Consider the following 24,703-nt stretch of genomic DNA (forward strand, 5'->3'; position numbering starts at 1 on the left):
GCCGGTCCCGCAAAGCATCTCACACCACCGCCGCGGGAGAACTGTGATGACTGTGGACACGATGGGCTGGGACCTCGACCAGCGCAGGCGGTTCGGAGAGCTGACGGCGAGGTCGTGGTTCGACGCCGACCTCAGGCTCCGCTACGAGCGCGAGCCCGCCACGGTGCTCACCGAGTACGACATCCGGCTCGCCGACGGGGCGCCCGTGCCGGCGCTGCCCCCCGAGCCCGGCGCCGAGCTGGTCATCGAGGCTCTCCAAGGCGGCGAATACCTGCCGCCCCCGTGCCTGTTCACCCTCTGCTTCTGCGTGGAGACCACATGAGCGTGCCCGTGGTGGAGGCGCCCGCGGGCGACCGGATCGACGGGCTGGTCTCCACGGTCCGGACCAAGGCGTGGCTCGCCGCGGTCGCGCTGATCCTGGTCGCGGCCTGCGGGGCCGGGTGGGTCTGGCTGGGCAGGGTGCGGGACACGGTCGTCGCCAATGGCGTCCTCGTGGCCGGAAGCGGTCCCGTCCCGGTGGCCGCCCCGGCGGCGGGGAGCCTGGCCGAGGTGCTCGTCCGCGCCGGGCAGGAGGTGACCCCGTCCACGTCGGTGGCCGTGCTCTCCGACGAGCAGGGACGCCGGCACGTCGTGACCGCCTCGGCGCGGGGGCGGGTGCTCCGCACGGCGGCCCCCGGCACGGTCCTGGCCGCCGGCGGCATCGTCGCCGCCGTCGACCCCGCCGACGGCCCCCTGCGGGCGCTGCTCACCGTCGGCCCGGACCAGGTGGGTGCGCTCGCCCCCGGCCAGCCCGTGACCGTGGCCGGCGCGGGCGGCGCGGAGCCGGGGCGGGTGGGCGCGGTCGAGCCCTACCCCGCCACCGGTGACCTGCTACGGCCGCTGTTCGGCCCGGCGCTGCGGGCCGAGGGCCGCTACCTGGTGACCGTCGACCTCGACCGGCGGGCCTGGCCCGGTGCCACGCTCACCCCGGTGTCAGGGGAGATCACCGTCGCCGTCGTCCGTCCCGTGGACGCCCTGTTCCCGGGAGGCCGCCGTGGCTGAGACCGCGACCAGGCGGCCGCGCCCCGTGCGCACCGAGCGCCGCCCGCAGATGGAGGACGCCGACTGCGGGCCCGCCTGCCTGAGCATGATCTTCGCCCACCACGGCCTGCGCGTGCCCCTGCACGAGATCAGGGAGCGGTGCGGCGTCGGCAGGGACGGGCTGACGGGGGTCGGTCTCAAGGCGGCGGCCGAGGAGTACGGCTTCGACATCGGCGGCTGGCGCGTGGGGCCGGACGAACTGGAGACCTTCCCCGTCCCATCGATGATCTTCGTCGACCAGCGGCACTACGCGGTGCTGGAGGGCATGCGCGGACGCTGGGCCTACCTCAACGACCCGGCGGTGGGCAGGGTCCGGCTGAGCAGGGAGGAGTTCCGGCAGCGGTTCAGCGGCATCGTGCTGGTACCGCGCCCCGGCGAGCGATTCAGACCGGGAGGCCCGCGCTTCCCCATGGCCCGCTCGGCGCTGGCGAAGGTGCGGCCGTACCTGCCCGCGCTCCTCGCCATCGCCGTCATGGCCTTCACGCTCGCCCTCCCCGCCGCGGCCACCGCGCTGCTCGGCCGGCTGCTGCTGAGCCAGGTGATGATCGCGCGGCAACCCGCCTGGTCGGTGCCGGTGCTGCTCGGACTGCTCGGCTGCGTCGTCTTCACCCTGGCCGGGACGTGGATGCAGCAGCGGCTGCTCGGCGCCGTGCAGACGGCCATGGCGGCCGACCTGTCGGGCCGGTACGTGTGGCGGATGCTCCGGCTGCCGGGCGACTACTTCCACAGGCGCTCGACCGGCGGCCTGGTGACCCGGACCTCCTTCGGCGCGGGACTGGCCCTGCTGCTGTCGGACCGGGTCGCCGCGGGCGTCGCCGCCGTCCTCGCCATGGTGGTGCACTCGTCGATCCTGTTCGCCCTGCATCCGGCCTTCGCCGTGGTCGCCGGGCTCCTGGCGGTGGTCAACCTGGTGGCGATGCGCACGGTCAGCCGCCGCAGCGCCCCGCACCAGCAACGGCTGATCTTCGACGAGCACCGCAGGGACAGCATGGCCTTCAACGGGATCGCGATGGCCGAGTCGCTCAAGGCCGACGGCTCCGAGGGCTGGTTCTTCGCCAAGTGGGCCGAACTGTCGGCGCGCAGCCTGTCGGCCACCCAGGACCTCATGCGGGTGACCCAGGCCCTGATGGTGGTGCCCGCCGCGCTCGGCTCGCTCGCCGGGGCCGCGGTCGTGATCACCGGAGCGGTGCTGACGGCACACGGAGAGGTCGGCATGGCGACCGTCGTGGCGGCGCAGCTCCTGGTCGGCGCCTTCCTCGTCCCGACGACCTCGCTGGTCGGACTCGGAGCCGAGGCACAGATCGCGGTCGCGCAGACGAGCATGCTCGACGACGCGCTGTGCGCCGAGCCCGATCCGCGGCACGCGACGCCGCCCGCGGCGCCCGCCGGGCCGGGCGGCCTGCGCGGCGCGGTGGAGTTCGACCAGGTGACCTTCGGCTACGACCGCCAGCACGGGCCGGTCGTCGAGGGGCTGTCGTTCCGCGCCGAGCCCGGTCAGCGGGTCGCCATCGTCGGCCGCACGGGCAGCGGCAAGTCCACCGTCGCCCGGCTGCTCACCGGCGCCGTCACACCGTGGTCCGGTGAGATCAGGCTCGACGGCGTCCCGAGGGAGGAGACCCCCAGGGAGGTGCTCACCACCTCGATCGGCTACGTCGAGCAGAACCTGCAGGTGTTCGAGGGCACGGTCGCCGACAACCTCACGCTCTGGGATCCGACCATCCCGGCGTACCGCCTGCGCAGGGCGCTCGGCGACGCCTGCCTGGCCGAGGTCGTCCACCGCCGGGGCGGGCTCGCGGAGGGCTGGATCCAGGAGCGGGGCCGCAACCTGTCCGGCGGCGAACGGCAGCGCCTGGAGATCGCCAGAGCGCTCGCGATGTCTCCTCCGGTGCTCGTGCTCGACGAGGCCACCAGCGCGCTGGACGCCGAGACCGAGGCCGTGGTCGACATGAACCTGAAGGCCAGAGGCTGCACCTGCGTGGTGATCGCGCACCGGCTCAGCACCGTGCGCGACAGCGACCTGATCCTCGTGCTCGACCGCGGCAGGGTCGTCCAGCGCGGCACGCACGTCGAGCTGATCGCCGCTCCCGGTCCCTACCGCGCTCTCGTCGAGGAAGCGATGTGAACGGATACCCCGTCAGCGAGATCGAGCTGATCGACCCCTATGCCTGCTGGCGGGTGGTCAGCGGGTCGATCGACGTCCTGCTGTCCCCCCTGGACGGGCAAGGCCCCCGTCACCGCGTCGTCCGGGTCGAGTGCGGGCAGCTCATGCACGGGTTCGCCGCGACGGATCTGCCGCCGGGCTACACCCTCAGGGCCGCCCCCGCGGAGGGGACGTCGGTGCGCCGCGTCCGCAGGGACGCCGAGGCGGTGTCGGCGTGGGCGCAGGGGCTGCGCCGGCCCGGTTCGGCGGGCCCGCCCGGCGACCGCGAGCTGCGCGACCTGCACCGCCGGACGCTGGCGCAGGTGCTGCTGCTGGCCGAGGCGGAGCGGGCCGACCGGGACAACTGGCGCGCGGCCAGGGTGGAGGCCACCGCGGGGACCCTCAGGCGGTCCTTCGCCGACATCGCGCTGGCCGCGGGCGCGAGCGGCTCGCCCGACCTTCCCCGTACCGGGGCCGGACGCGCGATGGCGGTCGTCAGGGCCCTCGGCGCCCACTGCGGGTTCCCCGTCAGGGACATCGGCGACACCTCCGGTGACCCGCTCGGCGCCGCGATGGACGCGGCCAGGGTCAGGCACAGGCGCGTGCGCCTGGAGGAACGGTGGTGGCGCAAGGCCACCGTCCCCATGATCGGCTTCGACCGCCGGGACGGCCGTCCCGTGGCGCTCCTGCCTCGCGGGGGCGGGTACAGGATCGCGGACCCAGCCGAGGGCGAGCGCCGGGTGACCGAGGCCGTCGCGGCGGAGCTCGCCGCGGAGGCATGGCAGGTCTACCCGCCGCTCGACGAGGGCCTGACCTCGCCCCTCGCCCTGCTGAGGTACGGCCTGCGAGGGGCGGGCCGGGAACTGGCCTGGCTGCTCGCCGCGGGCGGCGGGGCCGCGCTGCTGGCGCTGTGCGTCCCCCTGTTCACCTTCACGCTCCTGAGGTCGGCGGCCACCTCGGCCGACCGGCCGTCGATGATCTGGACCGCGCTGGTCATCGCCTGCGCGGTGTGCGCCGGCGCCATGCTCCTGGCCGTGCGCAACTCGGTGCTCGTACGGGTGCAGGGCCGTCTGCAGGAACGGATCGAGCCGGCCGTGTGGAGTCACCTGGTCTCCCTCGACCTGGAGTTCTTCGGCCGGTACAGCACCGGCGAGCTGGTCCAGCGGGCCAACGCCGTCTCCGACATGCGCAGGTCGCTGGGGGAGGCCGCGGTCAACTCGCTCCTCGGCGGCGTGTTCTCCCTGCTCGGCCTGCTGATCCTGGTCGCGGTGGACTGGCGCCTGGCCGTGGCCGCGCTGGCCGGGGTGGTGGCACTGCTGGCCGTGCTGGCCGTGCGGGCCGTGCGCCAGCAGCGGCACGAGCTGGTCACCCACGAGCAGTACGGCAAGGTGTACTCCCTGCTGTACGCCTGCCTCGGCGCCATCGACAAGATCCATGTCGCGGGCCGGGAGGCTCAGGTGTTCGGGCTGTGGGCGCGGCTGTTCGCCACCCAGCAGCGCGCCGCCGCGGCGGCGCAGCGCGAGCGGGCCGTGTCGGCGGCCATCGGCGCCGCGGCACAGCCCGCGCTGCTGCTCCTCCTCGCCGTCACCGGACTGTCCCTGGACGTGCCCGCGGGATCGTTCGTGATCGCCGCCGTGGCGCTCGGACAGTTCGTGCTCGCCCTCGGCCAGGTGAACAGGGCGGTGGAGGCCGCGTTCGCGCTGCTGCCCAGGTTCGAGCGGCTGCGGCCGTTGCTGGAGCGGGCGCCCGAGACGCGCCCGGGTGCCAAGGACCCGGGTGAGCTGAGCGGGCTGGTACGGCTCAGCGGGGTCTCGTTCGCCTACCCGGGCACCGCCAAGCGCATCCTCGACGACGTGTCGATGGTGTTCAGGCCGGGTGAGTTCGTGGCGGTCGCCGGCCCCTCGGGCGCCGGGAAGTCCACGCTGGTGCGGCTGCTGCTGGGCTTCGAGCCGCCGCGCACCGGCCAGGTCCTCTACGACGGAGGCGACCTGCGCGACCTCGACCTGCGCCGGGTCCGCTCCCAGGTGGGGGTGGTGATGCAGCAGGCCAGGGTGCTGCGGGGCTCCATCCTGGACAACATCCTGGGCGAGGTGCCCGGCACCACGGAGGAGGACGCCTGGCGGGTCGCCCGCCTGGCGGGGCTGGACGACGACATCGCCGCGATGCCGATGGGCATGCACACCCTCGTCGGCGAGGACAACGCGTCCTTCTCGGGCGGGCAGCTGCAGCGGCTGCTCATCGCCAGGGCACTGGTGAAGCGGCCGCGGGTCCTCATCCTCGACGAGGCCACCAGCGCCCTGGACAACCTGACGCAGGCGCTGGTCAGCAGCAAGATCGCCGAGCTGGACGTCACCAGGATCGTGATCGCGCACCGGCTGAGCACCATCAGGTCGGCGGATCGGATCTACGTACTCGACCAGGGCAGGGTCGTCGCCGACGGCCCCTTCGAGGGGCTCGTGGACCGCAACCCGCTCTTCGCCCGAATGGTCCGCCGACAGGAGGTCTGAGATGACGGTCTCGGTTCACCAGGGGTACGCCGAAGCGCGGGGGGAGGGGCTGCTGGCCGTTCCCGGCGGGGACGAGCGGCTGATCGCCGTGCTCGCCGCCGCCGCGCCCTTCCCCGAACGCGCGTCGGGGGAGTTCTTCGTCCCCGTCGCCGGGCGCGGCCCCCGCCAGGCGTCCGAGCGCACCAATCGCTGGCTGAAGGCGGCCGTGGGCGAGAACGAGGACGCCAAACGGGCGCTGCTGCACCACCGCAGACGCTCCGGCCGCGACCTCGGCGCCGGCCTGGTCGACGTCAGGGTGGCCGATCCGCGCAGGCTGCCCGAGTGGGGGTACGCGCTGGTGGACTTCCTGCTCGCGCAACCGCCCACGGCCGCGGCCGACCCGGCGTCCGGGCGCCCCGGCTCGCCGTTCGTGGCGTTCAGGCGGGCGGTGAACAGGCTCGTCGACATGGAGGACGGGACGCTGCGCGGTGTGCCCCTGACACCTGAGGCCCGCGAGGACATCGCGGGCCAGCTCATCGAGCGGCTCACGCAGGTGTGCTTCTCCGGGTTCGCGTTCGAGGCGCAGCTCGCCGGCACCGCCGGCGACGTGTCCGCGTGGTTGCAGAGCCCGGGCCTCGACGTCAGCCAGTCCGGCTGGCTCGACAGGCTGGAGACCCTGCCGGGGCTCGCCTACGTCATCGGCGTGGTGTGCCTGCAGTGGAAGCGCGTGGTCCACGAGCTGTTCGACAGGCTCGGCGCGGACCTGCCGGAGCTGCGCAGGACGCTGTGGGGCTGGGCCGCCCCCGGCCCGGTGACGGGGTACTCCGGGGACTCGGGCGACCCCCACGACCACGGCAGGGTGGTCACGCTGCTGACGTTCGCCTCCGGCCGGCGCGTGGTCTACAAGCCGAAGGACCTGCGCTCGGTGGCGGGGATGATGGACGTCTGCACCCTGCTGAACAACCACGGGCTGCCGCTTCCCCTCCACACCCGCAAGGTCGTGCTGCGCGAGGGCTACGGCTGGGAGGAGTACGTCACCGCCGAGCCCGGCACCGACGAGGACAGCGTCCGCCGCTACTACACGCGCCTGGGCATGCTCGCGAGGCTCGCCCAGTTCCTCGAGTGCCGCGACCTGTGGGCGGACAACCTGGTCGCCAGGGGGGACACGCCGGTCTTCATCGACCTGGAGAACATGCTGCAGGCCCGTATCAGCAAGCCCGCCCTCATCGGTGACAGGATCCGGGCGCTCTGGGGGAGGGTCGAGGAGACGGTGGTCAAGACCGCCGTCATCACCTTCCCCAGGGTGATCGCCGGCGGCGTGCAGGCGCAGGACATCGGCTGCGTGGCCGCGTTGCAGGAGCAGGTCGCGGAGAACCCGTACGGATATCCGGTCGGCTGGGAGGCGCCGCCGTACCGGCCGACCTGGGGGGCGGGGGAGCTGGCCGACCCCCGGCGCTACGCCGACGAGGTCGCCGAGGGTTACCGGCAGATGCAGGTGTGCCTGGCGCGCAACCGGGAGCTGCTGGCCGACGCCCGCGGCCCGCTGGCGCTGCTCAGGCAGGCCCCGGTCCGCTACATCTGGCGCAGCACCTGGGACTGCGTCGAGATGCTCCGCATCAGCCTCAGCCCGGGCGCCCTGCTCGACGGGGTGGCCAGAGAGGTGTACCTCGCCCACCTGTTCCGCAGCGCCAGGGAGACGCTGCGGGAGGACCCGGGGCGGGCGGACATCCTGGAGATCGTCGAGCAGGAGATCGAGGCGTTCCGCCGGATGGACGTGCCGTTCTTCGTCTCCAGGCCCGAGTCGGACTCGGTGTTCACCCCGGACGGGGCCGAGATCCCCGGGCACTTCGCGGGTACGGCCTGGCAGCGCCTGCAGGATCGCGTCGCCGAGCTGGCGGGGTTCCCCGTGGAGGAGCACCTGGCGGTGCTGGAGACCTGCCTGGACTTCACCGGGGCGGGGGAACTGCCCACGTCGTTCCCCGACGCGGGACCGAGACCCCGCACCGTGACCGAGATCGGCCTGCACGCCTACGACCTGTCCGGCAGGGGACAGGAGCCGTCGCCGGAGGTGCTGCTCGCCCGCGCGGGCGAGCTGGCCGGCGAGGTGCTCGCCGCGGCGGTGCCGCTCGGCGCGCCCCCCGGCGGGCCGCCCGGAGACCGGTCGGGCTGGATCGGCGTGGTCACCTACCCCGCGCACGGGCTGGACCAGGTCGAACCCCTGCACGGTGACCTGCTGACCGGCACCGCCGGCCTGGCCGTCTTCCTCGCCGAGCTGTACGCCAACACCGGCGCCCCCGCCCACTGGACGGCGGCGCAGGACGCGCTGGACGCCTCGTACGAGTTCGCGACGCTGGCCACCCGGTCGGGGTTCTACCGCCGGATGTCCGGGCGGCTGGCGCCCGTCGGCGCCTTCGTCGGCATCGGGTCGGCCATCTACGCGCTGAGCCGATGCGGCGCCGCGCTGTCCGACAGCGGGCTGATCGCCCGGGCGGCCGAGCTGGTGCCGCTGGCCGAGGCCGAGCTGTCCCTGCCGACGGCGGCCGAGCCGGTGCTCGGCCGGGCCGGGCTGCTGCTCGCCCTGCACCGCCTCCGCGCGGCCTCCCCCGTGGCGGTTCCCGCGGCCGACGCCCTGGCCGCGCGGCTGCACGAGGAGCTGACGGCCGAGTTCGCCTCGGGTGACCGGCAGCCGATCCCGTACCCGCCCCGGGTGCCCGCCCTCGAAGGGCTGCCCACCGGCCAGGACGGGCTGGTCTGGGCGCTGGCCCGCAGCGCGCACGCGCTCGGGGACGACGACCGGGCCGCCGCCGCCCGGCTGGCGGCGCACCGCTTCGCCCTCGACACCCCGGGCTCCCTGCTCGCCGCCGTGGCCACCGCCCATCTGCTCACCGGGGAGGTGCCCGGCGAGCTGCGAGAACGGGTGGGCGGGCAGTGCGCGCCCGAGGCCGGACGCTCGTGCGCGCGGCTGGTGGTGGACGCCGAGGTGGCGCTGCACGCCGGCCGTCTGACCGGCGACCGGGCGCTGACACGGTCGGCCGGAAGGCTCGCCGCCGAACTGCTGCGCCGCCGCGACCACACCCGCCGCTGGTTCGCCGACCGGCGGCGCGCCGACCGGCTGTCCTTGTCCGCCGTCAACGGGCTGGCCGCGGCGGGGCTCACCCTCCTCCGGCTGGCCGACGACCAGGTCGCCTCGCTCCGACTCGTGCACTGACGCCGCAGAAAGGAACGCCATGGACCCCCGACCAGGATTTCGCCGCCACTTCCGCGTGGAGACCATCGAGGGAGAGGGGGTCTTCCTGATCTCCGAGCGCGACCTGCACGTCCTCACCGGCCGGTCCATCGGGGCGGTGGCGGCCCTGCTCGACGGCAAGCACACCATCCCCGACATCGTCGCCGCCGTCGACCCCGACATCCCGCCGGAGAACGTCTACTACGTGATCCACCAGCTCCGGGAACGGGGTCTGCTGGTCGACGTCACCGAGGACCTGGAGCGGGGGACGGCCGCCTACTGGGAGATGGCGGGCCGGCCGGCCGAGGAGGCGGTCGCGGGGGTGCGCGGCGGGCACGCCGAGGTGGTCACCGTCGGCGAGGTGCCCGGAGAGGAGCTGCGCACCCTGCTGGCCGCCGAAGGGGTGCGGATCACCGGCCCGGACGAAGGCGCGCTGACCGTGGTGCTGACCGACGACTACCTGCGCGGGGAACTCGCCGAGATCAACCGGCGGAACCTGGAGGAGGGACGGCCCTGGCTGCTGGCCCGCCCCACGGGTCCCGTCATCTGGCTCGGGCCGTTCTTCCAGCCCGGCGAGGGCGGCTGCTGGCGCTGTCTCTCCCAGCGCCTGGAAGGGCACCGGCAGTCCCTGACCTACCTCGCCGACCGGCTGCGCGGCGGCGGGCCGCTGACCCCGCCCGTCGCCACCCTGCCCCTGACCGGCGGCGCGGGCATGCGGCTGGTCGCCGCCGAGGTGGTGAAGTGGCTGGCAGGGGTCAGGAACGAGCAGCAGCGAGACGTGATCACCTTCGACACCCAGCAGCTGGGGGCCACGCGCCACGAACTGCGCCGCAGGCCGCAGTGCCCCGAGTGCGGCGACGCGGGGCTGGTGGCCGCGGCCGCCGGGCGGCCGGTCGAGCTGCGCTCGCGCCCCAAGACCTTCACCGCCGACGGCGGCCACCGCTCCCGGCACCCGGAGGACACCGCCGAACGGTACGCCCACCTGGTCAGCCCCGTCACCGGTGTCGTCAGGGAGCTCGCCAGGATGGAGACGGGAGTGCCCTTCGTCAAGACGTACATGGCGGGACACAACTTCGCCAGGCAGGTGCGCGACCTGCGCGCGCTGCGCCAGGGACTGCGCAGCCAGAGCTGCGGCAAGGGCACGACCGACCTGCAGGCCAAGGTCAGCGCCATGTGCGAGGCGATGGAACGCTACTCGGGGGTCTTCCAGGGGGACGAGGCCAGGCGCACCGCCAGTTTCGGCGAACTGGGCGCGGACGCCGTCCACCCGAACGCCTGCTCGCTCTACAGCGAGGCGCAGTACCGCACCAGGCCGGCCAGAGGCGCGACCTCCAGTTTCGACTTCGTCAACGACCCGCTGGACGAGGACGCCGAGATCGAGTGGACGCCGGTGTGGTCGCTGACCGAGCGGCGGCACAAGTACCTGCCCACCGGCTACCTGTACTACTACTACCGCGACCAGCGCTCCTCGGGGCCGCTCTACGCCTGGGCCGATTCCAACGGCAACGCCGCCGGCTCCTCGCTGGAGGACGCCGTGGTCCAGGGCTTCATGGAGCTCGTCGAACGGGACGCGGTCGCCCTGTGGTGGTACAACCGGATCCGCCGCCCCGCCTTCGACCTCGAAGATTTCGCCGACCCCTGGATGGCGGAGTTCCAGGACGTCTACGCCGGGCTCGGCCGCGAGGTGCACGTGCTCGACCTCACCACCGACCTCGGCGTCCCCGTGGCCGCCGCGATCAGCCGCCGCGTCGGCGCCCCTGCCGAGGACATCCTCATGGCCTTCGGCGCCCACTTCGACGTCCGCATCGCCGTCCAGCGAGCCCTGGCCGAGATGAACCAGTTCATCCCCGCGGTGATCGACGTCGGCCCCGACGGGACGACCCGGTACCGCTTCCACGAGAGCGAACAGCTCAACTGGTGGAAGACCGCCCGCCTCGCGGAGCACCCCTATCTGGTGCCGGCCGGGCCGCCGGTGCCCGCCTCGGCGTACGACCGGCCCGCCACCGCCGACCTGCTCGACGACGTCGCCGCGGCCCGCGCGCTGGTGGAGGAACGCGGCATGGAGATGCTCGTGCTCGACCAGACCAGGCCCGACATCGGGCTGCCGGTCGTCAAGGTCATCGTGCCGGGGATGCGCCACTTCTGGCGGCGTCTGGCGCCCGGCCGCCTCTACGACGTGCCCGTCCGGCTCGGCTGGCAGGCCGAGCCCACCCCGGAGGAGCAGATGAACCCCATCACGATGTTCCTGTGACCGCCCCCGCCATCCGGCCCGTCCTCATGATCGGCATGCGGGAGGACGCCGTCGTGGAGTCGTCCGGCGGCGCGCTCACCATCACCCAGCCCTTCGGCAGGATCACCGTACGCGGCCTGCCTCCCGGGGTGGCGGCGGTGCTGCGCGAGCTGCCGGGCAGGCTGGTCGGCGAGGACGAGCCGGCCGACCGGCTGGTGGCGTCCGGCGGGACCAGCCAGGAGGTCGCCCTGCTGTACCTGGTGCTCTCGCGGCTGCGCCCGATCCTGGTCCACGCGGTCGAGCCGCTGCTGCGGGTGGTCCCCATCGCCCGCGACGCGGTGTACCAGCCGCGGGACCTGCCGCCCGACGACATCGTGCGCCTGTCGAGGTTCGCGCTGGTGCGCCGGTCGGGGGAGGGGCTGGTCCTGGAGTCCCCGTTGTCGAGGCACAAGGTCACGCTGACCGAGGCGGCCATGCCGCTGCTGGCGGCGCTCGGACGCGGGGTCATGGTGAAGGAGGCGCCCGAGGCGCTGAGCCACCTGGTCGCGGCGGGGGTGGCCGGCGCCGGCGACACCGAGGACACCGACCCCGCGCTGCGCGCCTGGGACTTCCACGACCTGCTCTTCCACGCCAGGAGCAGGTGGGGACGCCAGGAGGGGCCGTTCGGGGCGACGTTCCGCTTCCTCGGGGAGCTGCCGCCCGAGCCGGTGGTCAAACCGCTGCCCGAGGGCCCCGCCCTGCCGCTGTTCAGGCCCTCCCTGGAGGAGGTCGCGGCGGCCGACCCGCCGTTCACCACCGTCCTGGAGTCGCGCAGGTCGGTGCGCGAGTACGGCGCCCCGCCGACGGTCCGCCAGCTCGGTGAGCTGCTCTACCGCGCCGCCAGGGTGCGGGAGGTCTTCGGGCCCACGCCCGGCATGCCGTACGAGGCCAGCAGGAGGCCCTACCCCGGCGGAGGCGCGGTCCACGAGCTCGAGCTCTACCTCACCGTCGGCAGGTGCGAGGGCCTCGCCCTCGGCGCCTACTACTACGACCCGCTCGGTCACCGGCTCGTCACGCTGCCCGCCAGGCAGGAGGACACCCGCGCCATGCTGGCCATGGCGAGCACGGCGACCGGAGGACTCGCCACCCCCGACGTGCTCGTCACCATCACCTCGCGCTTCCAGCGCAAGTCGTGGAAGTACTCCGGCCTGGCCTACGCCGCCACGCTGAAGAACGTCGGAGTGCTCTACCAGACCCTCTACCTCGTGGCCACCGCGATGGGGCTGGCGCCCTGCGCCCTCGGCAGCGGCGACGCCGACCTGGCCGCACGCGCCTTCGGGCTGGACTGGGTGAGGGAGTCGTCGGTCGGCGACTTCCTCATCGGCGGCGCCCCGCGCGAGGCGGCGTCCGGTTCGTGATGTCCGTCATGAGCGGCAGGTGTCGTCTGCATCTGCCCGCTCCTGCCCGGATCCGGGATCGTGGCAGGTGAGAGGCCTGCCGGACGGAACAGGAGTGTCTGATGGCCGAGAGCATCCACATCCTTGACGATGAGGACCGCGGGAAGTTCGCCAGGCTGATCGCCGCGGCGTGGGACGACGAGGTGATCCGGCGCCGTTACGAGACCGAGCCGAGGGCGCTGCTGGGCCAGTACGGCATCGTCTACCCCGAGGGCGTGCCCACCCCGCCGTTGCCGTCCAAACCGGAGGGCGAGTTCGACATCGCCGACCTGGAGTCCGCGGCCGGTCACGCCGCCGGCTCGGTCAGCACCGTCGCCTGCGCCACCTCCTACTGCGGGCCGGACGTCCCCTCCACGGTGGGCGACACGCTGTGACCGCGACTATGGCCGGAAGGTTCGGCACAGCCAGGGGACTCGACGTCCCGCATCCGCCCGTCCCCGTCCGGGTTCGGGATCGTGGCAGGTGACAGGCCTGCCGGACGGAACAGGAGTGTCTGATGGCCGAGAGCATCTACATCCTTGGTGATGAGGACCGCAGGAAGTTCGCCAGGCTGATCGCCGCGGCGTGGGACGACGAGGTGATCCGGCGCCGTTACGAGACCGAGCCGAGGGCGCTGCTGGGCCAGTACGGCATCGTCTACCCCGAGGGCGTGCCCACCCCGCCGTTGCCGTCCAAACCGGAGGGCGAGTTCGACATCGCCGACCTGGAGTCCGCGGCCGGATACGCGGCCAGCTCGATAAGCTGCGTCCCCACCGTCGGCTCCGTCTTGACCGCCGGCCTCACCTCGAACGACACGCAGTGAACGCGGCCGTGATCGAGGTCGCCGGCCTCCGGAAACGCTACGGCGAGTTCACCGCCGTCGACGGCATCTCCTTCGACGTCCGCAAGGGCGAGGTGTTCGCCCTGCTCGGCACGAACGGCGCCGGCAAGACCACCACCATCGAGATCCTGGAGGGCTACCTGAAGGCCTCCGGGGGCACGGCGAGGGTGTTCGGCCACGACCCCGCCGACCGTGGTCCCCTGCGGTCCAGGATCGGTGTCGTGCTGCAGGAGTCCGGCCTGTTCGGCGACCTGTCGGCGGCCGAGACGGTGACGGCCTGGCGCAGGTTCACCTCGGGCGCGCGGCCGGTGGCCGAGGCCCTCGAACTGGTGGGGCTGTCCGGCCAGGCGTCGACGCGGGTCAAGCGGATGTCCGGCGGGGAGCGGCGCAAGCTCGACATCGCGCTGGCCACGCTGGGCCGTCCCGAGCTGCTGTTCCTCGACGAACCGACGACGGGTCTCGACCCCGAGGCCAGGCGCAGGGTCCGCGACCTGGTCGGCGAGCTGGCGGGCGCGGGGATGACCGTCCTGCTCACCACCCACTACCTGGAGGAGGCCCAGGAACTGGCCGCCAGGGTGGCCATCATGGACAAGGGCAGGATCGTCACCCACGGCACGATGGCCGAGGTGCTCGGGCGGGGCTCGGGACGGGTCGCCTTCGACCTGCCCGGCGGCGCGACCCCCGAAGGGCTGCCGGTCGGCGAGCGGGACGCCCTGACGGTGACGGGACGGCGGTGCGTGATCGTCACGGCGGAGCCCGAGTCCGTCGCGCACTCCGTGCTGGGCTGGGCGCACACCCGGGGCCTGAAGCTCACCGGCTTCGACGTCCGCCAGGCCACCCTCGAAGAGGTCTTCCTCGACATCGCCCACCACAGCGGACAGGAGGTCACGACGTGACCGCCTACACGCTGTCGCACTTCAGGCTGACCCAGACGCTGTTCTGGCGCACGCCCGTCTCGGTGGGCGTCGCCCTGGGATTCCCCATCCTGTTCGGCGGGCTGATGCCGCTGCTGGTCGGCGGCGGCGCCCGGGGAGGCGCGCCGGTCGGGGTCGCCATCGTCACCGGCGTCATCGTGATGGGCATGGGCACCCTGGGCTTCATGACGCTGGTGGAGTCCTTCGTCATGAAGCGGCAGCTGCTGATCTTCAAGCGGCTGCGCGGCACGGAGCTGCCCGATCTCGCCATCTTCGGCGGCGAGATCCTCACCGTCGTGTCGATCGGGCTGCTCCAGCTCGCGGCGATCGTCGGGCTGGCGAAGGTGGCGCACGGCGTCGACCTGCCGGCCGACCCCGCCCTGCTGGTGGTCACGGTGGTGCTCGGGCTCGCGGTCTTCGCGGCGATGGCCGTCGCGGTGAGCGGCAGGATCCCCGCGCAGGGCGCCACGGCGGTGGTGAGCCTGCCGTTCTTGCTGCTCACCATCGGCCTGTCGGGGTTCGCCTACCCCACCTCGGCGTTCCCCGGCTGGCTGCGCGCGGTCTCATCGCTGCTGCCCTTCCAGCGAGTGGCCGAGGGCGTCAGCACCGCCTACCTCGGGCGCGACTACGTCGGGCACGCCGGCTCCGCCGTACCGCCCAAGGTGGGCGTCCTGTCGGGCTTCCTGCTGATGTGGCCGGGGTGGCTCGTCCTGGCCGCCTGGCTCGTCCTGTCGTTGCTGGCGGCGAAGAGGTGGTTCAGGTGGGAGCCTCGCAGAGGCTGAGAAGTGTCGGGCCGGGCACCGTGCGCCTGGCGCGCGCCGGGGCCGCGGTCTTCTCCGTGGGCATGGCGGCCTTCGTCGCCGTGCCCCTCGCGGAGGCGGCCGGCGCTTTCCCCGGCGTCAGGGCGGCGACCGCGGTGCTCCTCCTGGTATGCCTCGCCGGCTGCTACCTGTGGCTCGCGGTCAGAGCCGTGCTCGACCGCGGCTCCCGGCTGGACCTGGTGGTGCTGGGCGGCATGACGGCCGTGGCCGTGGCCGTGCCGTTCGCGGCGGGGCCGTCCTGGCTGAGCGTGGGATTCATGCTCCCGCTCGCGGCGGCGGTCACGCTGCCGGGCTGGTGGGCGGCGGCGGGATTCTTCGCCGCGCTCGCCGTCGACGTCGCCCTGTCGGCCTTCCAGGAGATGAGCTGGGTGCTGTTCGGCTCCCTGCAGAGCTTGCTCACGGCCGGCGCGCTGGCGGGCCTCACCATCTTCGCGACCCTGCTGAGCGAGCTGCAGCGCAGCCGCGAGGAGCTGGCGAGACTGGCCATCACCGAGGAGCGGCTCAGGATCGCCCGCGAGCTGCACGACGTGCTCGGGCACAACCTCTCGGTCATCGCGATGCGGACCGAACTGTCCATGCGGATCCCCGCCGAGCAGATCGAGCGGCTGCGCCGCGAGCTGACCGAGATCCACGACATCGCCCGCCGCTCACTCCACGACGTACGGGCGGTGGTCAAGGGCTACCGCGAGTTGTCGCTGGAAAAGGAGCTGAGCGGGGTGCGCCGGGTGCTCGAGACCGCGGGCGTCCGGTGCGACTTCGCCGAACTTCCGCCCTCGCTCCCCGGCGAGGTCCGCGTGGCGCTGGCCTGGGCGGTGCGGGAGGCGGCCACCAACCTGCTCCGGCACAGCGACGCCACCGTCTGCCTGCTCGGCGTCGAGACCCGGGGCGACCGGGTCAGGGTCACCGTCGCCAACGACGGCGTACGCCCGAGCGACGCCTCCGGGGCCGGGCTGACCGTGGGCGGGAGCGGGCTGGCCGGCCTCGACGAGCGGCTGGCGCGCGTCGGCGGCAGCAGCGGACGGCACACCGAAGACGGCTGGTTCACGCTGTCGCTCGACGTTCCCGGCCGTCCCATGACGGCCGTACTCACCTCTGCCACAGGAGACCAGAGATGATCAGAGTTCTTATCGCGGAGGACCACGATCTCATCAGGGGAGCGCTGATCGCGTTGCTGTCGGAGGAGAACGACATCCGCGTGATCGAGGAGGTGTCGAGGGGTGATGAGATCGTGCCGGCCGTCGTCGGCTCCAGGCCCGACGTGGCCCTGCTCGACATCGGGCTGCCCGGCATGGACGGCCTGGAGGCGGCCGGTCTGATCAAGGAGCTGGAGCAGCCGCCGCCGGTGCTCATCCTCACCAGCGTCGGGTCTCCCGGCAACTTCGAGCGGGCCATGGCCGCCGGGGTGCGCGGCTTCCTGGTCAAGGACGCGCCCGCCCACCGGCTAACCGACGCCATCCGCGCCGTCGCCAGGGGGGAACGCTACATCGACCTGGACGTGGCGGCCGACGGCGGCGGGCAGCAGGTCGACGTCAACCCGCTGACCGCGAGGGAGGTCGCCGTCCTGGCGGCGGTCGCGGCCGGCGAGCGGGGCAGCGACCTGCGCAGCAGCCTGGGCCTGTCCATCCACACCATCAGGAACTACCTCGCCGCCGCCCGCCTGAAGACCGGCGCCCGCAGCGACGAGGAGGCCGTCCGTATCGCGCGGGCGAACGGGTGGCTGGAGGACAGGACGATCGGCTCGAACGGTTGATCGTGGCCTTCGGAGGAGTCACGATCGGTACCGGATCCTGATGCCCCGGACAAAAGGGGAGGCCGGCCGTGGTTCGGGAGAGCGAAACGCAGGTCAGGTGGCTGTCCAGAGGCGTCGTCGCGCTGACGGCGGCGCTGTGGGGCCTCACCCCGGTCGCGTTCCTGCTCACCGGCGACGTGGCCCGGGCCCTTGTGTCGGGCCTGCTGCTCGGCGGGCTCATGACGGTGCACGCGCGGGTGCTCGCAAGGCACGTCGCGGGCGCCGGCCAGGGCCCGTACGCCGGGTGGATCCTCGGGTTGTTCGCGGTGGTCGTCTACGGCGCCATGCCGTTCCTGGGGCACGTCTGGATCTACACGCCGTTCGCCGTCGCCACCGCGGGGCTGCTGCTCCTGCGGATCCGGCCCGCCGTGGCGGTGCTGCTGGCGGTCACCGCCGCCGAGTACCCCCTGGCGCTGGCGCTGTGGAGCCCCTCGCACGACGCCGCCCTGGAGAAGAGCGCCGCCGTCTTCGTCGCCTCGCTGGTCGCCGCCGGCATCGTGCACTACGCCGCGTTCGTGCGGGAGTTGCGCGAGCTGCGGGCGGCGCTCGCGGAGATGGCCGTGGACCAGGACCGGCTGCGGATGGCGGGGGAGCTGCACGACCTGCTCGGCCAGACGCTGGCGTCCATCACGCTCAAGACCGAGCTGGCCCTCGCACTGGTGGACCTGGACCGGAAGCGGGCCCTCGGCGAGATCGAGGCCACGATCGCCATCGCCGACGAGGCGCGCCAGGAGATCAGCGACGTCGTGGAGGCCAGGCGCTCGCTCGACCTCGGCGCGGAGCTGACGGCGGCGGTCGCCCTGATCGAGCTGACCGGCGCCCGCTGCGAGCTGCGCCTGGGGATCAGCGAGATCGACGAGGAGACGGGCGACGCGCTGGGCTGGATCGTCCGGGAGGCGGCAACGAACATCGTCAGGCACAGCGACGCCCGCACCTGCCTGATCGAGCTGGACGCGGTGGACGGGCAGGTCACCCTGCTCGTCCGCAACGACGGCGTCCGCCACGGCACGGCCACCCGGTGCGGCTCCGGGCTCGCCGGGCTGGGGCAGCGGGTGGACAAGATGGACGGGACCCTGCACGCGGGCGGCGCGGACGCGGACGGGTTCGAGGTGCTGGTGCGGCTGCCCGCCGTACACGATCGGGAGAGAGTGGTCACCGTTGATTCGTGTCCTGCTGGCTGAGGACCATGGAGTCGTGAGGGGCGCCCTGACGGCGCTGCTGAGCCTGACGGGCGACATCGAGGTGGTGGCCGAGACCGGCAGGGGCGACAAGGTCGTCGCCCACGCCCTCGCCGCCGAGCCGCAGGTCGCCGTCATCGACATCGAGATGCCGGGCGTGGACGGCATCGAGGCCACCTGCCGCCTCAGGCGCGCCATGCCGGCCTGCCGGGTGCTCATCCTCACGGGGCTCGCCCAGACCAGGCTGCTCAAACGGGCGATGGACGTCGGCGCGAGCGGCTTCCTGCTGAAGGACGCCCCCACCGAGCGGCTGGCCGAGGCCATCCGCAGGGTCGACCAGGGGGAGCGGGTGATCGACGCGTCCCTGGCCGTGGCGGCGATGACCGCGATGGCCACTCCGCTCACCGACCGGGAGGCGGCCGTGCTGGGCCTGGTCGGGTCCGGGGCCACCACCGGGGAGATCGCGGCCGAGCTGCACCTTTCGGCGGCGACCGTCCGCAACTACATCTCCAGCGTCATCACCAAGACCGGGGCGAGGAACAGGACGGACGCGGTCCGCATCGCGGTGGAGTCCGGCTGGATCGAGGGCCCCCGCCCGGCGTGACCTCTCTCGCGCGACCGCCCGGACCGGCGCCGGCGGCGAGCCGGGTGGGGCGTGATCGCCTGCTGGTTTGTCGGGCCCGGGTGGCATGCTGGGGGGCATGAGTTTTGGGGGGTTCCCCGACGAGGGGCTGATCTTCTACGAGGGCTTGGAGGCCGACAACTCCAAGGCCTACTGGAGCCGCCACAAGGAGGTCTACGAGGCCGCCGTCAAGGCGCCGATGCTGGCCCTTCTGGAGGAGCTGTCCGGTGAGTTCGGGGTGTCGCACCTCTTCCGGCCGCACCGGGACGTGCGGTTCGGCAAGGACAAGTCGCCCTACAAGACGCATCAGGGGGCTTACTTCCGGGGCGCGGGGGACGGGATCGGTTATTACGTGCAGTTCGACGCCGACGGGCTGTTCGCCGGCGCAGGGTGGTACACGCCGGCGCCCGACCAGGTGGAGCGGTTCCGCGCCGCCGTCGACGACGAGAAGAAGGGCGAGCGGCTCGCCGCCGTCCTCGATGAGCTCACCGCGGCCGGCCTGACCGTCGAGGGCGACCGCCTGAAGACGCGGCCGCGCGGATTCGGTGACGGCCACCCCCGCCTCGACCTGCTCCGCCACCGATCACTCCATGTAGGCCGCCGCTGGCATCCGGAGGACTGGCTGCACACCCCCGAAGCCCTCGACCGGGTCCGCCTGCTGTGGCGGTCGACCAGCGACCTGGTCGACTGGCTGGGCACCCATGTCGGCCCCACCGACATGCCCCGCCGGCGCTGACCGCCCGTCGAGGGGTTCAGGGGCCGGTGAGGCGGCGGTCGCCGGTGGTCGTGATGACGTAGACCTGCCAGTTGTAGTAGGCGTAGTAGTTGCGCTTGTCCCGTTTCATCTGGCGGGCGTGCGCCAGGACCGCGTTCACGTACGCCTGCGAGTGGTTGTAGGCGTTCAGCGCCCGCGCGTCGTCGCGGGGGGCGCCGGAGGCGTGCAGGTAGTTGGCGGCGGCCATGATGGCGTCGCGCGGGTCGTCGATGTCGCCGCCCATGCCGTAGGCCTTCCAGGTGGCCGGCATGAACTGCATGGGGCCCTGCGCGCCCGCGTAGCTCGCCGACTTCACGCGGCCGAACTTCGTCTCGGCGAACATGACCGCGGCCAGGACCTCCCACTTCACGCCGAACCGGCGCTCGGCCGCCTTGAAGTACCCGAGCAGGACGCCCGCGGGCCGGGGGTTCTGCACGTGGAACGGCGCCGAGCCCTTGATCGGGCGGGCCAGCGCGATCAGGCCGTGGATGGCCTCGACGTTGTCGCGGGCCTCGCGGGCGAGCGCCGCGGGCATCCGGGCGTAGGCGCGGGAGGCGACGTCGGGATGGCGGGCGGCGAAGCGGTAGACGCGCTGCTGGTAGAGCGCCAGCAGCACCACCGGCTCCGGCGGGCGGCCCCGCGCGGGGTCGCCGTCCTTCACCCACGCGTCGACGGCGTCGTGCAGCTCCCGGGTGGTCTTCACCAGGGTCTCCGCCAGCTCGGAGGGGGTGCTCGGGACCGGCTGGTCGGGGGAGGGGAGGGCGGCGGCCGGTTTCAGCTTCGTCGCCCCGGGCGAGGCAGGCGAGGGCGGCGGGGAGGAGGTCGCGGCGGGGGAGGAGGACGGGACGGACGAGGACGGCGCCGCCGTCCCGGAGGTCCCGCCCGGGCTTCCGCAGGCCGCGAGAACGGCCACGGCCAGAACACCCATCACCGAGGCCCTGCGCCCGGAACGGTGAGGAGGTGTGCGAGCGGAGTCGGGAGGCGCCCCGACGCCGGAGATCGTGGAAGCGGCGGGCGTCGCGGCGGTGTGCCCGGGATCGTCGGATGCCGAAGTGGTGCGAGCGGAGCCGGGAGGGGCGCCGGTGGGGGTTCGCGGGTGTGGCGTGGTGACGGTCGAACGGTGAGTGGTCCCCTGGGTCTCCTCCATGACCACCCAACCTACCCTTTCTGTCGCTCCGCCGATCATTTGCGGCGAGTGGCTCACGGCGTATCGGGCCGCCCGATACGATCAAGGTGCCATCAAGCACCGCCTCCTAGAGAGAGTCATGACCACGGGCCACAAGCCGAAGTCTCTCTTCGAGATCACCAAGCACATCGGGCTGAACATGTCCGATGTAGCCCTGTTATCCGGGCTCGACGAGAGCACGGTATCCCGACTGTGGGACAACACCTGCTGGCTCGACCGCATCAGCGGCCGGTCGCTGCAGAGCCTGATGTCGGCGGTGCCGGGGATCGCCGAGTATTCCATAGAGCACTCGATAAGCCGCCGGCGCGACACGCTGGTGGCCGAACTGGACGCCGAAGGGCTGACCGTCGACGTGGCGGCCCTTGAGAGCTCGCCGGTGGCCAGGCAGCACCTGCTGAACGCGCTGGAGGCCGCGCTGCACATCGTGCGGAACGAGGCGGCGCACAAGGTCTCCTCCTACCTCGCGAGGTTCTGGGGGCGCGAACAGGACCGGGCCCTCGAAACGCTGTACTCCACCAGACGGGGCCACGGCCTGCTGAAGGACCCCTACAAACTCGTCGACTCCTCGGTCGAGCTGGTGCCGAGACTGAACGGCAAGTCCTACTCGTTCCACTCGATCCTCGCCCTCAACATCCTCACGCACCAGGTCGCCAAGGTGACCGGCGCGCTGGTCGTGGAATCCGCCCCTCGGATCCTCGGGCGCCGGAAGGCGTTCATGATGAGGGGCCTGGCGATGGGGCTGCTCATCGCCTGCGACGACCTGGACCTGGCGGAGAGGTACCGCCGCGAGCTGGAGTCGACGCCGGTGTACACGGCCCTTGAGGAGTGGTCGTTCCCCACCTACACCCGTGACGGCCGTATCAGCTCCGACTTCAGCCTGCCCGGCTCGCTGTCCCTGGTGAACACGGCGGTGGAGGTCCTGCGGGAGATCGAGAGCTACAACGACGCCTACTTCCACTACCTGGTGTCGACCTACCTCCCGCTGGCGCTGCAGCGCGATCCCGCGTTCGGGTCGAGGGCCGCCGATCTCCTGGCGGCGGTGGAGCGGCGCGGGGCGGACTCCCGTGACAAGCGGATCCGGGAGGCCTGCGCCGCGCTGGTGAAGCGGCTCAAGGGGACGGGGTGACCGTCTCGGACGGCGCCCGCCGGGACAGCCGCCGGACCACGACCCCGACGAACAGCTCGCGGGGCACCAGGCCGTAGTGGCGGGAGTCCCAGCTGGTCTCGCGGTTGTCGCCCAGCACGACCAGTGAGCGGGGCGGCACCACCGTGCCCGCCATCCCCTCGACGTCCGGCGTCTCCCAGTCGTCGGGCACCCGGTCGCCGGGTACGGCGACGGCCCGCTTGAGCAGAAGCTGCCGCTCCCGCACGGTCGCGGGCCCCTGGCCACTGGGCAGTTCCGGGAACCGGAACAGCACGATCTGGCCGGCGCGCACCCGTTTCGTCCGGCGCACCAGCACCCGGTCGCCCGACAGCAGCGCCGGCTCCATGCTGGTGCCGTCGACCGTGGTGACCAGGTACCTGCGCCGGATCGACAGGACCAGCAGGCCGGCGGCCAGCAGTGTTCCGGCGGCCGGCAGGACGAGCGTCACAGCGCCTCCTGGTATCCCTCGGCCTGCAGGCGGAAGAGCCGGGCGTACCCGCCGCCGGCGGCGAGCAGGTCGTCGTGCGACCCGTGCTCGGTGATCCGGCCGTCCTCCAGCACGGCGATCCGGTCGGCCTCCCGGACGGCGCTGAGCCGGTGGGAGATGAGCAGGCTGGTGGCACCCGCGCGGTACTCCCGCATGCGGGTGTGGATCTCGTGCTCGGCCTCGGGGTCGAGGCCGGAGCTGGGCTCGTCGAGGATCATCAGGGCGCTGCCGCTGCGCACGAACGCCCGGGCCAGCGCGAGGCGCTGCCACTGCCCGCCGGAGAGGACGACGCCGGTCACCGGATCGTCCTTGTCCGACCCCATCATGAACAGGCGGGTGAGCGGCGTGTCGTACCCGCGGGGCAGGCCGGTGAGTTTGTCGTGGATGCCCGCCCGCGTGGCCGCCTCCTTCTGGCGCCCCTGGTCGTCCAGAGCGGTCAGGTCGCCGAGGGCGATGTTCTCGCCGGCCGTCATGTCGTAGTTCATGTGGTCCTGGAACACCGCGCTGATCCTGCGCCGCAGCGTCTCCGGGGAGATGTCCCGCAGGTCCACCCCGTCCCACAGGATGCTCCCCCGTGTGGGGTCGTACATCCGGCACAGCAGTTTGACCAGCGTGCTCTTGCCCGCGCCGTTGAGGCCGACGAGCGCGACGGCCTGACCCGCGGGGATGGTCAGGTCGACCCCGCGCAGCACCCACGGGTGGTCGTCGCTGTAGCGGAACCACACGTCGCGCAGTTCGACGCCCTGCCGCAACGCCAGGCGCGATTCCCCTTCGACGCGGGGGAGGTCGGGCGCGGCCGTGACGACGGCGACGTAGTGGGCGAACGCCAGCAGCCGCGCCTGCCCGCCGGAGATCGCCGAGGTCAGGGCCATCAGCGCCGACTGCACGCCGATGACGGCCGCGAGGAACATCGAGACGTCACCGACGCTGAGGTCGCCGCGCCTGGCCGCGGTGATCGCCCACCACAGGCCGGCGCCCGCCACCGCGGCGCTCAGGACCGTCAGCCCTCCTTGCGCGCGCAGCTCCCGCAGGTCCATCCGGCGGGTCTCCGCGTCCGCCGAGCGTCGTTCGTTCATCATGCGGGCGCGCAGGAACGCGCCGATGCCGAACAGGCGGATCTCGGTGGCCGCGGAGACCCCGGTGAGCAGCTGACTGTAGAAGAACTCCCGCCTGTGGTACTGCTCGATGCTCCATTCCATGCTCGAGCGGCGGCGGGAGAGGTAGAGCTCGGCGGCCAGGGCGGGGACGGCGGCCAGGAGCACGAGGGCCGTCATCGCCGGGCTGAGGACCAGCATGGACCCGACGAACCCGATGAGGGACAGCGCGCCGCCGAGGGCGCCGCCGAGGCCGTCCACCAGCTCGGCGACGCGGGCGGTGGCCTCCTGCGCCAGCCGGAGCCGGTCCTGGAAGGCGGGGTCCTCGAAGTTGCGCAGGCCCACCTGCCGTTCGGAGGCGGCGAACAGCCTGTCGGTGCCGGCCAGCCGGGCCGCGCGCCCGATCTCGGCCCTGACGTACTGGTGGGTCACCGGAAGAGCGGCGGTGGCCAGGCCCATGACGATGAGGCCCGCCGCCAGCCCGGCGACCTCGCCGTGCGGATCGGTCAGGCGGTCGATCACCAGCTTGGTCAGCCACGCGGTGGCGACGGGCGCCGCGGCCGAGGCCAGGGTCAGCAGGACCAGCCAGGTGACGTACGCCGGCGCGGACCGCCAGATGAGCGAGCCCGCCTGGGCGCCGGCGGCCCGCAGCTCGCGCGCGCCCGTGACCCGCTTCCCCGGCGGGTCTTCGCTCATCGCCGGGCCTTGCCCGCGACGCGGTCCCGCGGGTCGTGAAGCGGCAGCTCCTCCATCCGGGCTCCGGTGGCGGCGACCTTGTGGTCGTCCCCGATGAAGTACAGCGCCGGAGTCCAGACGTTCTGGAACGCGCGGGCCACGGGTCCGCCGTCGAGCTCCGCCACGACGACCCGGGCCACCGGCGTGAGGGCCCGCACCGTCTCCTCGTCGTCGCCGCCGACCACCGCCAGCACGTTCTCGCGGCCCCGCTCCCGGGCGCCCTCGACGAAGCGCGGCAGCAGGTCGTGGCAGGCCTCGCAGCCGGCGGAGAAGAATCCGACCAGCCCGGTGAGCGTGCCGTCGGTCACCGTCTCGCCGTCGGTGGTGTCCGCGCTGAACTCTCCGAGGGGCGAGCCGGGCCCGAGGGTGAACAACGACTGTGAATGGCGGCCCGCCTGGCCGGCCTCGGCCCGCATGCGACGCAGGATCCCCATCGTGAGCAGCAGGTTCAGCACGCACAGCACGCCGAGCAGGATCACGGCGGTGACAAGGTAGGGCATTCTTCCCTCCGAACGAACGGCCGGGCGGCGGCTTGACGCCGCCGCCCGGTGTGGTGCTCAG

General features: G+C 73.0%; 22 protein-coding genes. 18 read left to right on the forward strand and 4 right to left on the reverse strand.

Going from position 1 to position 24,703, the window contains the following annotated elements; all coding sequences use genetic code 11:
- Positions 1-46 precede the first annotated feature (46 nt).
- From KIK05_RS04660 to KIK05_RS04735, 16 genes are all read left to right on the forward strand, one after another.
- Positions 47-322 carry a hypothetical protein gene (locus KIK05_RS04660; protein WP_214409260.1) on the forward strand — a complete coding sequence of 92 codons (276 nt, stop codon included), beginning with the start codon at positions 47-49 and terminating at the stop codon, positions 320-322.
- Complete coding sequence (locus KIK05_RS04665) at positions 319-1,041, forward strand: efflux RND transporter periplasmic adaptor subunit (RefSeq protein ID WP_214409261.1); 723 nt, start codon at positions 319-321, stop codon at positions 1,039-1,041. Before KIK05_RS04660 ends, KIK05_RS04665 begins: the two co-directional genes overlap by 4 nt.
- Entirely contained in the window at positions 1,034-3,202 is a 2,169-nt protein-coding gene (locus tag KIK05_RS04670; protein WP_214409262.1) for a cysteine peptidase family C39 domain-containing protein, read from the forward strand. Before KIK05_RS04665 ends, KIK05_RS04670 begins: the two co-directional genes overlap by 8 nt.
- Positions 3,199-5,727 (forward strand): ATP-binding cassette domain-containing protein, encoded by a 2,529-nt coding sequence (locus KIK05_RS04675; protein ID WP_214409263.1) that lies wholly within the window; start codon positions 3,199-3,201, stop codon positions 5,725-5,727. Before KIK05_RS04670 ends, KIK05_RS04675 begins: the two co-directional genes overlap by 4 nt.
- 1 nt (position 5,728) lies before the next feature.
- Positions 5,729-8,914, forward strand: a complete 3,186-nt coding sequence (gene lanM / locus KIK05_RS04680; protein ID WP_214409264.1) for a type 2 lanthipeptide synthetase LanM — start codon at positions 5,729-5,731, stop codon at positions 8,912-8,914.
- A 19-nt stretch (positions 8,915-8,933) separates the two neighbouring features.
- Positions 8,934-11,183, forward strand: a complete 2,250-nt coding sequence (locus KIK05_RS04685; protein ID WP_214409265.1) for a TOMM precursor leader peptide-binding protein — start codon at positions 8,934-8,936, stop codon at positions 11,181-11,183.
- A complete protein-coding gene (locus KIK05_RS48720; RefSeq protein WP_214409266.1) occupies positions 11,180-12,559 on the forward strand; it encodes a SagB/ThcOx family dehydrogenase in 1,380 nt (459 codons plus the stop codon). Before KIK05_RS04685 ends, KIK05_RS48720 begins: the two co-directional genes overlap by 4 nt.
- 101 nt (positions 12,560-12,660) lie before the next feature.
- A complete protein-coding gene (locus KIK05_RS04695; protein WP_214409267.1) occupies positions 12,661-12,972 on the forward strand; it encodes a hypothetical protein in 312 nt (103 codons plus the stop codon).
- 122 nt (positions 12,973-13,094) lie between these two features.
- Entirely contained in the window at positions 13,095-13,400 is a 306-nt protein-coding gene (locus tag KIK05_RS04700) for a hypothetical protein (protein WP_214409268.1), read from the forward strand.
- Positions 13,397-14,314 carry an ABC transporter ATP-binding protein gene (locus KIK05_RS04705; RefSeq protein ID WP_214409269.1) on the forward strand — a complete coding sequence of 306 codons (918 nt, stop codon included), beginning with the start codon at positions 13,397-13,399 and terminating at the stop codon, positions 14,312-14,314. The genes KIK05_RS04700 and KIK05_RS04705 overlap by 4 nt, the downstream gene beginning before the upstream one ends.
- Positions 14,311-15,114, forward strand: a complete 804-nt coding sequence (locus KIK05_RS04710) for an ABC transporter permease (protein WP_214409270.1) — start codon at positions 14,311-14,313, stop codon at positions 15,112-15,114. Before KIK05_RS04705 ends, KIK05_RS04710 begins: the two co-directional genes overlap by 4 nt.
- Entirely contained in the window at positions 15,093-16,268 is a 1,176-nt protein-coding gene (locus KIK05_RS48725) for a sensor histidine kinase (RefSeq protein WP_214409271.1), read from the forward strand. Before KIK05_RS04710 ends, KIK05_RS48725 begins: the two co-directional genes overlap by 22 nt.
- Entirely contained in the window at positions 16,265-16,903 is a 639-nt protein-coding gene (locus tag KIK05_RS04720; protein WP_214409272.1) for a response regulator transcription factor, read from the forward strand. Before KIK05_RS48725 ends, KIK05_RS04720 begins: the two co-directional genes overlap by 4 nt.
- 68 nt (positions 16,904-16,971) lie before the next feature.
- The gene (locus KIK05_RS48730) at positions 16,972-18,123 is read left to right on the forward strand and encodes a sensor histidine kinase (RefSeq protein WP_214409273.1); all 1,152 of its coding nucleotides are present in this window, start codon (positions 16,972-16,974) and stop codon (positions 18,121-18,123) included.
- Between the two features lie 13 nt (positions 18,124-18,136).
- On the forward strand, positions 18,137-18,724 hold the full coding sequence (locus tag KIK05_RS04730) for a response regulator transcription factor (protein ID WP_308249748.1): 588 nt from the start codon (positions 18,137-18,139) through the stop codon (positions 18,722-18,724).
- Between the two features lie 97 nt (positions 18,725-18,821).
- Positions 18,822-19,478, forward strand: a complete 657-nt coding sequence (locus tag KIK05_RS04735; RefSeq protein ID WP_214409275.1) for a DUF2461 domain-containing protein — start codon at positions 18,822-18,824, stop codon at positions 19,476-19,478.
- Positions 19,479-19,494: 16 nt separating this feature from the next.
- Here KIK05_RS04735 and KIK05_RS47940 read toward each other — a convergent pair whose 3' ends face one another.
- A complete protein-coding gene (locus KIK05_RS47940) occupies positions 19,495-20,199 on the reverse strand; it encodes a lytic transglycosylase domain-containing protein (protein WP_214409276.1) in 705 nt (234 codons plus the stop codon).
- Between KIK05_RS47940 and KIK05_RS04745 the strand changes: the two genes are divergently transcribed.
- Positions 20,189-20,452: a hypothetical protein gene (locus KIK05_RS04745; RefSeq protein ID WP_214409277.1), complete on the forward strand. Its 264-nt coding sequence runs from the start codon at positions 20,189-20,191 to the stop codon at positions 20,450-20,452. The two genes, KIK05_RS47940 and KIK05_RS04745, sit on opposite strands and share 11 nt — an antisense overlap.
- A gap of 309 nt (positions 20,453-20,761) precedes the next feature.
- The gene (locus KIK05_RS04750; protein WP_214409278.1) at positions 20,762-21,808 is read left to right on the forward strand and encodes a hypothetical protein; all 1,047 of its coding nucleotides are present in this window, start codon (positions 20,762-20,764) and stop codon (positions 21,806-21,808) included.
- Here KIK05_RS04750 and KIK05_RS04755 read toward each other — a convergent pair.
- Genes KIK05_RS04755 through KIK05_RS04765 form a run of 3 tightly spaced genes read right to left on the reverse strand, consistent with a single transcriptional unit; the run spans position 21,792 to position 24,642 of the window.
- Positions 21,792-22,274, reverse strand: a complete 483-nt coding sequence (locus KIK05_RS04755; RefSeq protein WP_214409279.1) for a peptidase S26 family protein — start codon at positions 22,272-22,274, stop codon at positions 21,792-21,794. The two genes, KIK05_RS04750 and KIK05_RS04755, sit on opposite strands and share 17 nt — an antisense overlap.
- Positions 22,271-24,103, reverse strand: a complete 1,833-nt coding sequence (locus KIK05_RS04760; protein WP_214409280.1) for an ABC transporter ATP-binding protein — start codon at positions 24,101-24,103, stop codon at positions 22,271-22,273. The genes KIK05_RS04755 and KIK05_RS04760 overlap by 4 nt, the downstream gene beginning before the upstream one ends.
- On the reverse strand, positions 24,100-24,642 hold the full coding sequence (locus KIK05_RS04765) for a peroxiredoxin family protein (RefSeq protein WP_214409281.1): 543 nt from the start codon (positions 24,640-24,642) through the stop codon (positions 24,100-24,102). Before KIK05_RS04765 ends, KIK05_RS04760 begins: the two co-directional genes overlap by 4 nt.
- Positions 24,643-24,703: the final 61 nt, after the last annotated feature.

The organism is Sphaerisporangium fuscum (assembly GCF_018531465.1).
GTDB lineage: Bacteria > Actinomycetota > Actinomycetes > Streptosporangiales > Streptosporangiaceae > Sphaerisporangium > Sphaerisporangium fuscum.

Coding starts and splice junctions, on each gene's coding strand:
- KIK05_RS04765 (WP_214409281.1), bottom strand. CDS start 24,642: ATGCCCTACCTTGTCACCGCCGTGATCCTGCTCGGCGTGCTGTGCGTG.
- KIK05_RS04660 (WP_214409260.1), top strand. CDS start 47: ATGACTGTGGACACGATGGGCTGGGACCTCGACCAGCGCAGGCGGTTC.
- KIK05_RS04750 (WP_214409278.1), top strand. CDS start 20,762: ATGACCACGGGCCACAAGCCGAAGTCTCTCTTCGAGATCACCAAGCAC.
- KIK05_RS04700 (WP_214409268.1), top strand. CDS start 13,095: ATGGCCGAGAGCATCTACATCCTTGGTGATGAGGACCGCAGGAAGTTC.
- KIK05_RS04735 (WP_214409275.1), top strand. CDS start 18,822: ATGAGTTTTGGGGGGTTCCCCGACGAGGGGCTGATCTTCTACGAGGGC.
- KIK05_RS04685 (WP_214409265.1), top strand. CDS start 8,934: ATGGACCCCCGACCAGGATTTCGCCGCCACTTCCGCGTGGAGACCATC.
- KIK05_RS04720 (WP_214409272.1), top strand. CDS start 16,265: ATGATCAGAGTTCTTATCGCGGAGGACCACGATCTCATCAGGGGAGCG.
- lanM (WP_214409264.1), top strand. CDS start 5,729: ATGACGGTCTCGGTTCACCAGGGGTACGCCGAAGCGCGGGGGGAGGGG.
- KIK05_RS04665 (WP_214409261.1), top strand. CDS start 319: ATGAGCGTGCCCGTGGTGGAGGCGCCCGCGGGCGACCGGATCGACGGG.
- KIK05_RS04695 (WP_214409267.1), top strand. CDS start 12,661: ATGGCCGAGAGCATCCACATCCTTGACGATGAGGACCGCGGGAAGTTC.
- KIK05_RS04760 (WP_214409280.1), bottom strand. CDS start 24,103: ATGAGCGAAGACCCGCCGGGGAAGCGGGTCACGGGCGCGCGCGAGCTG.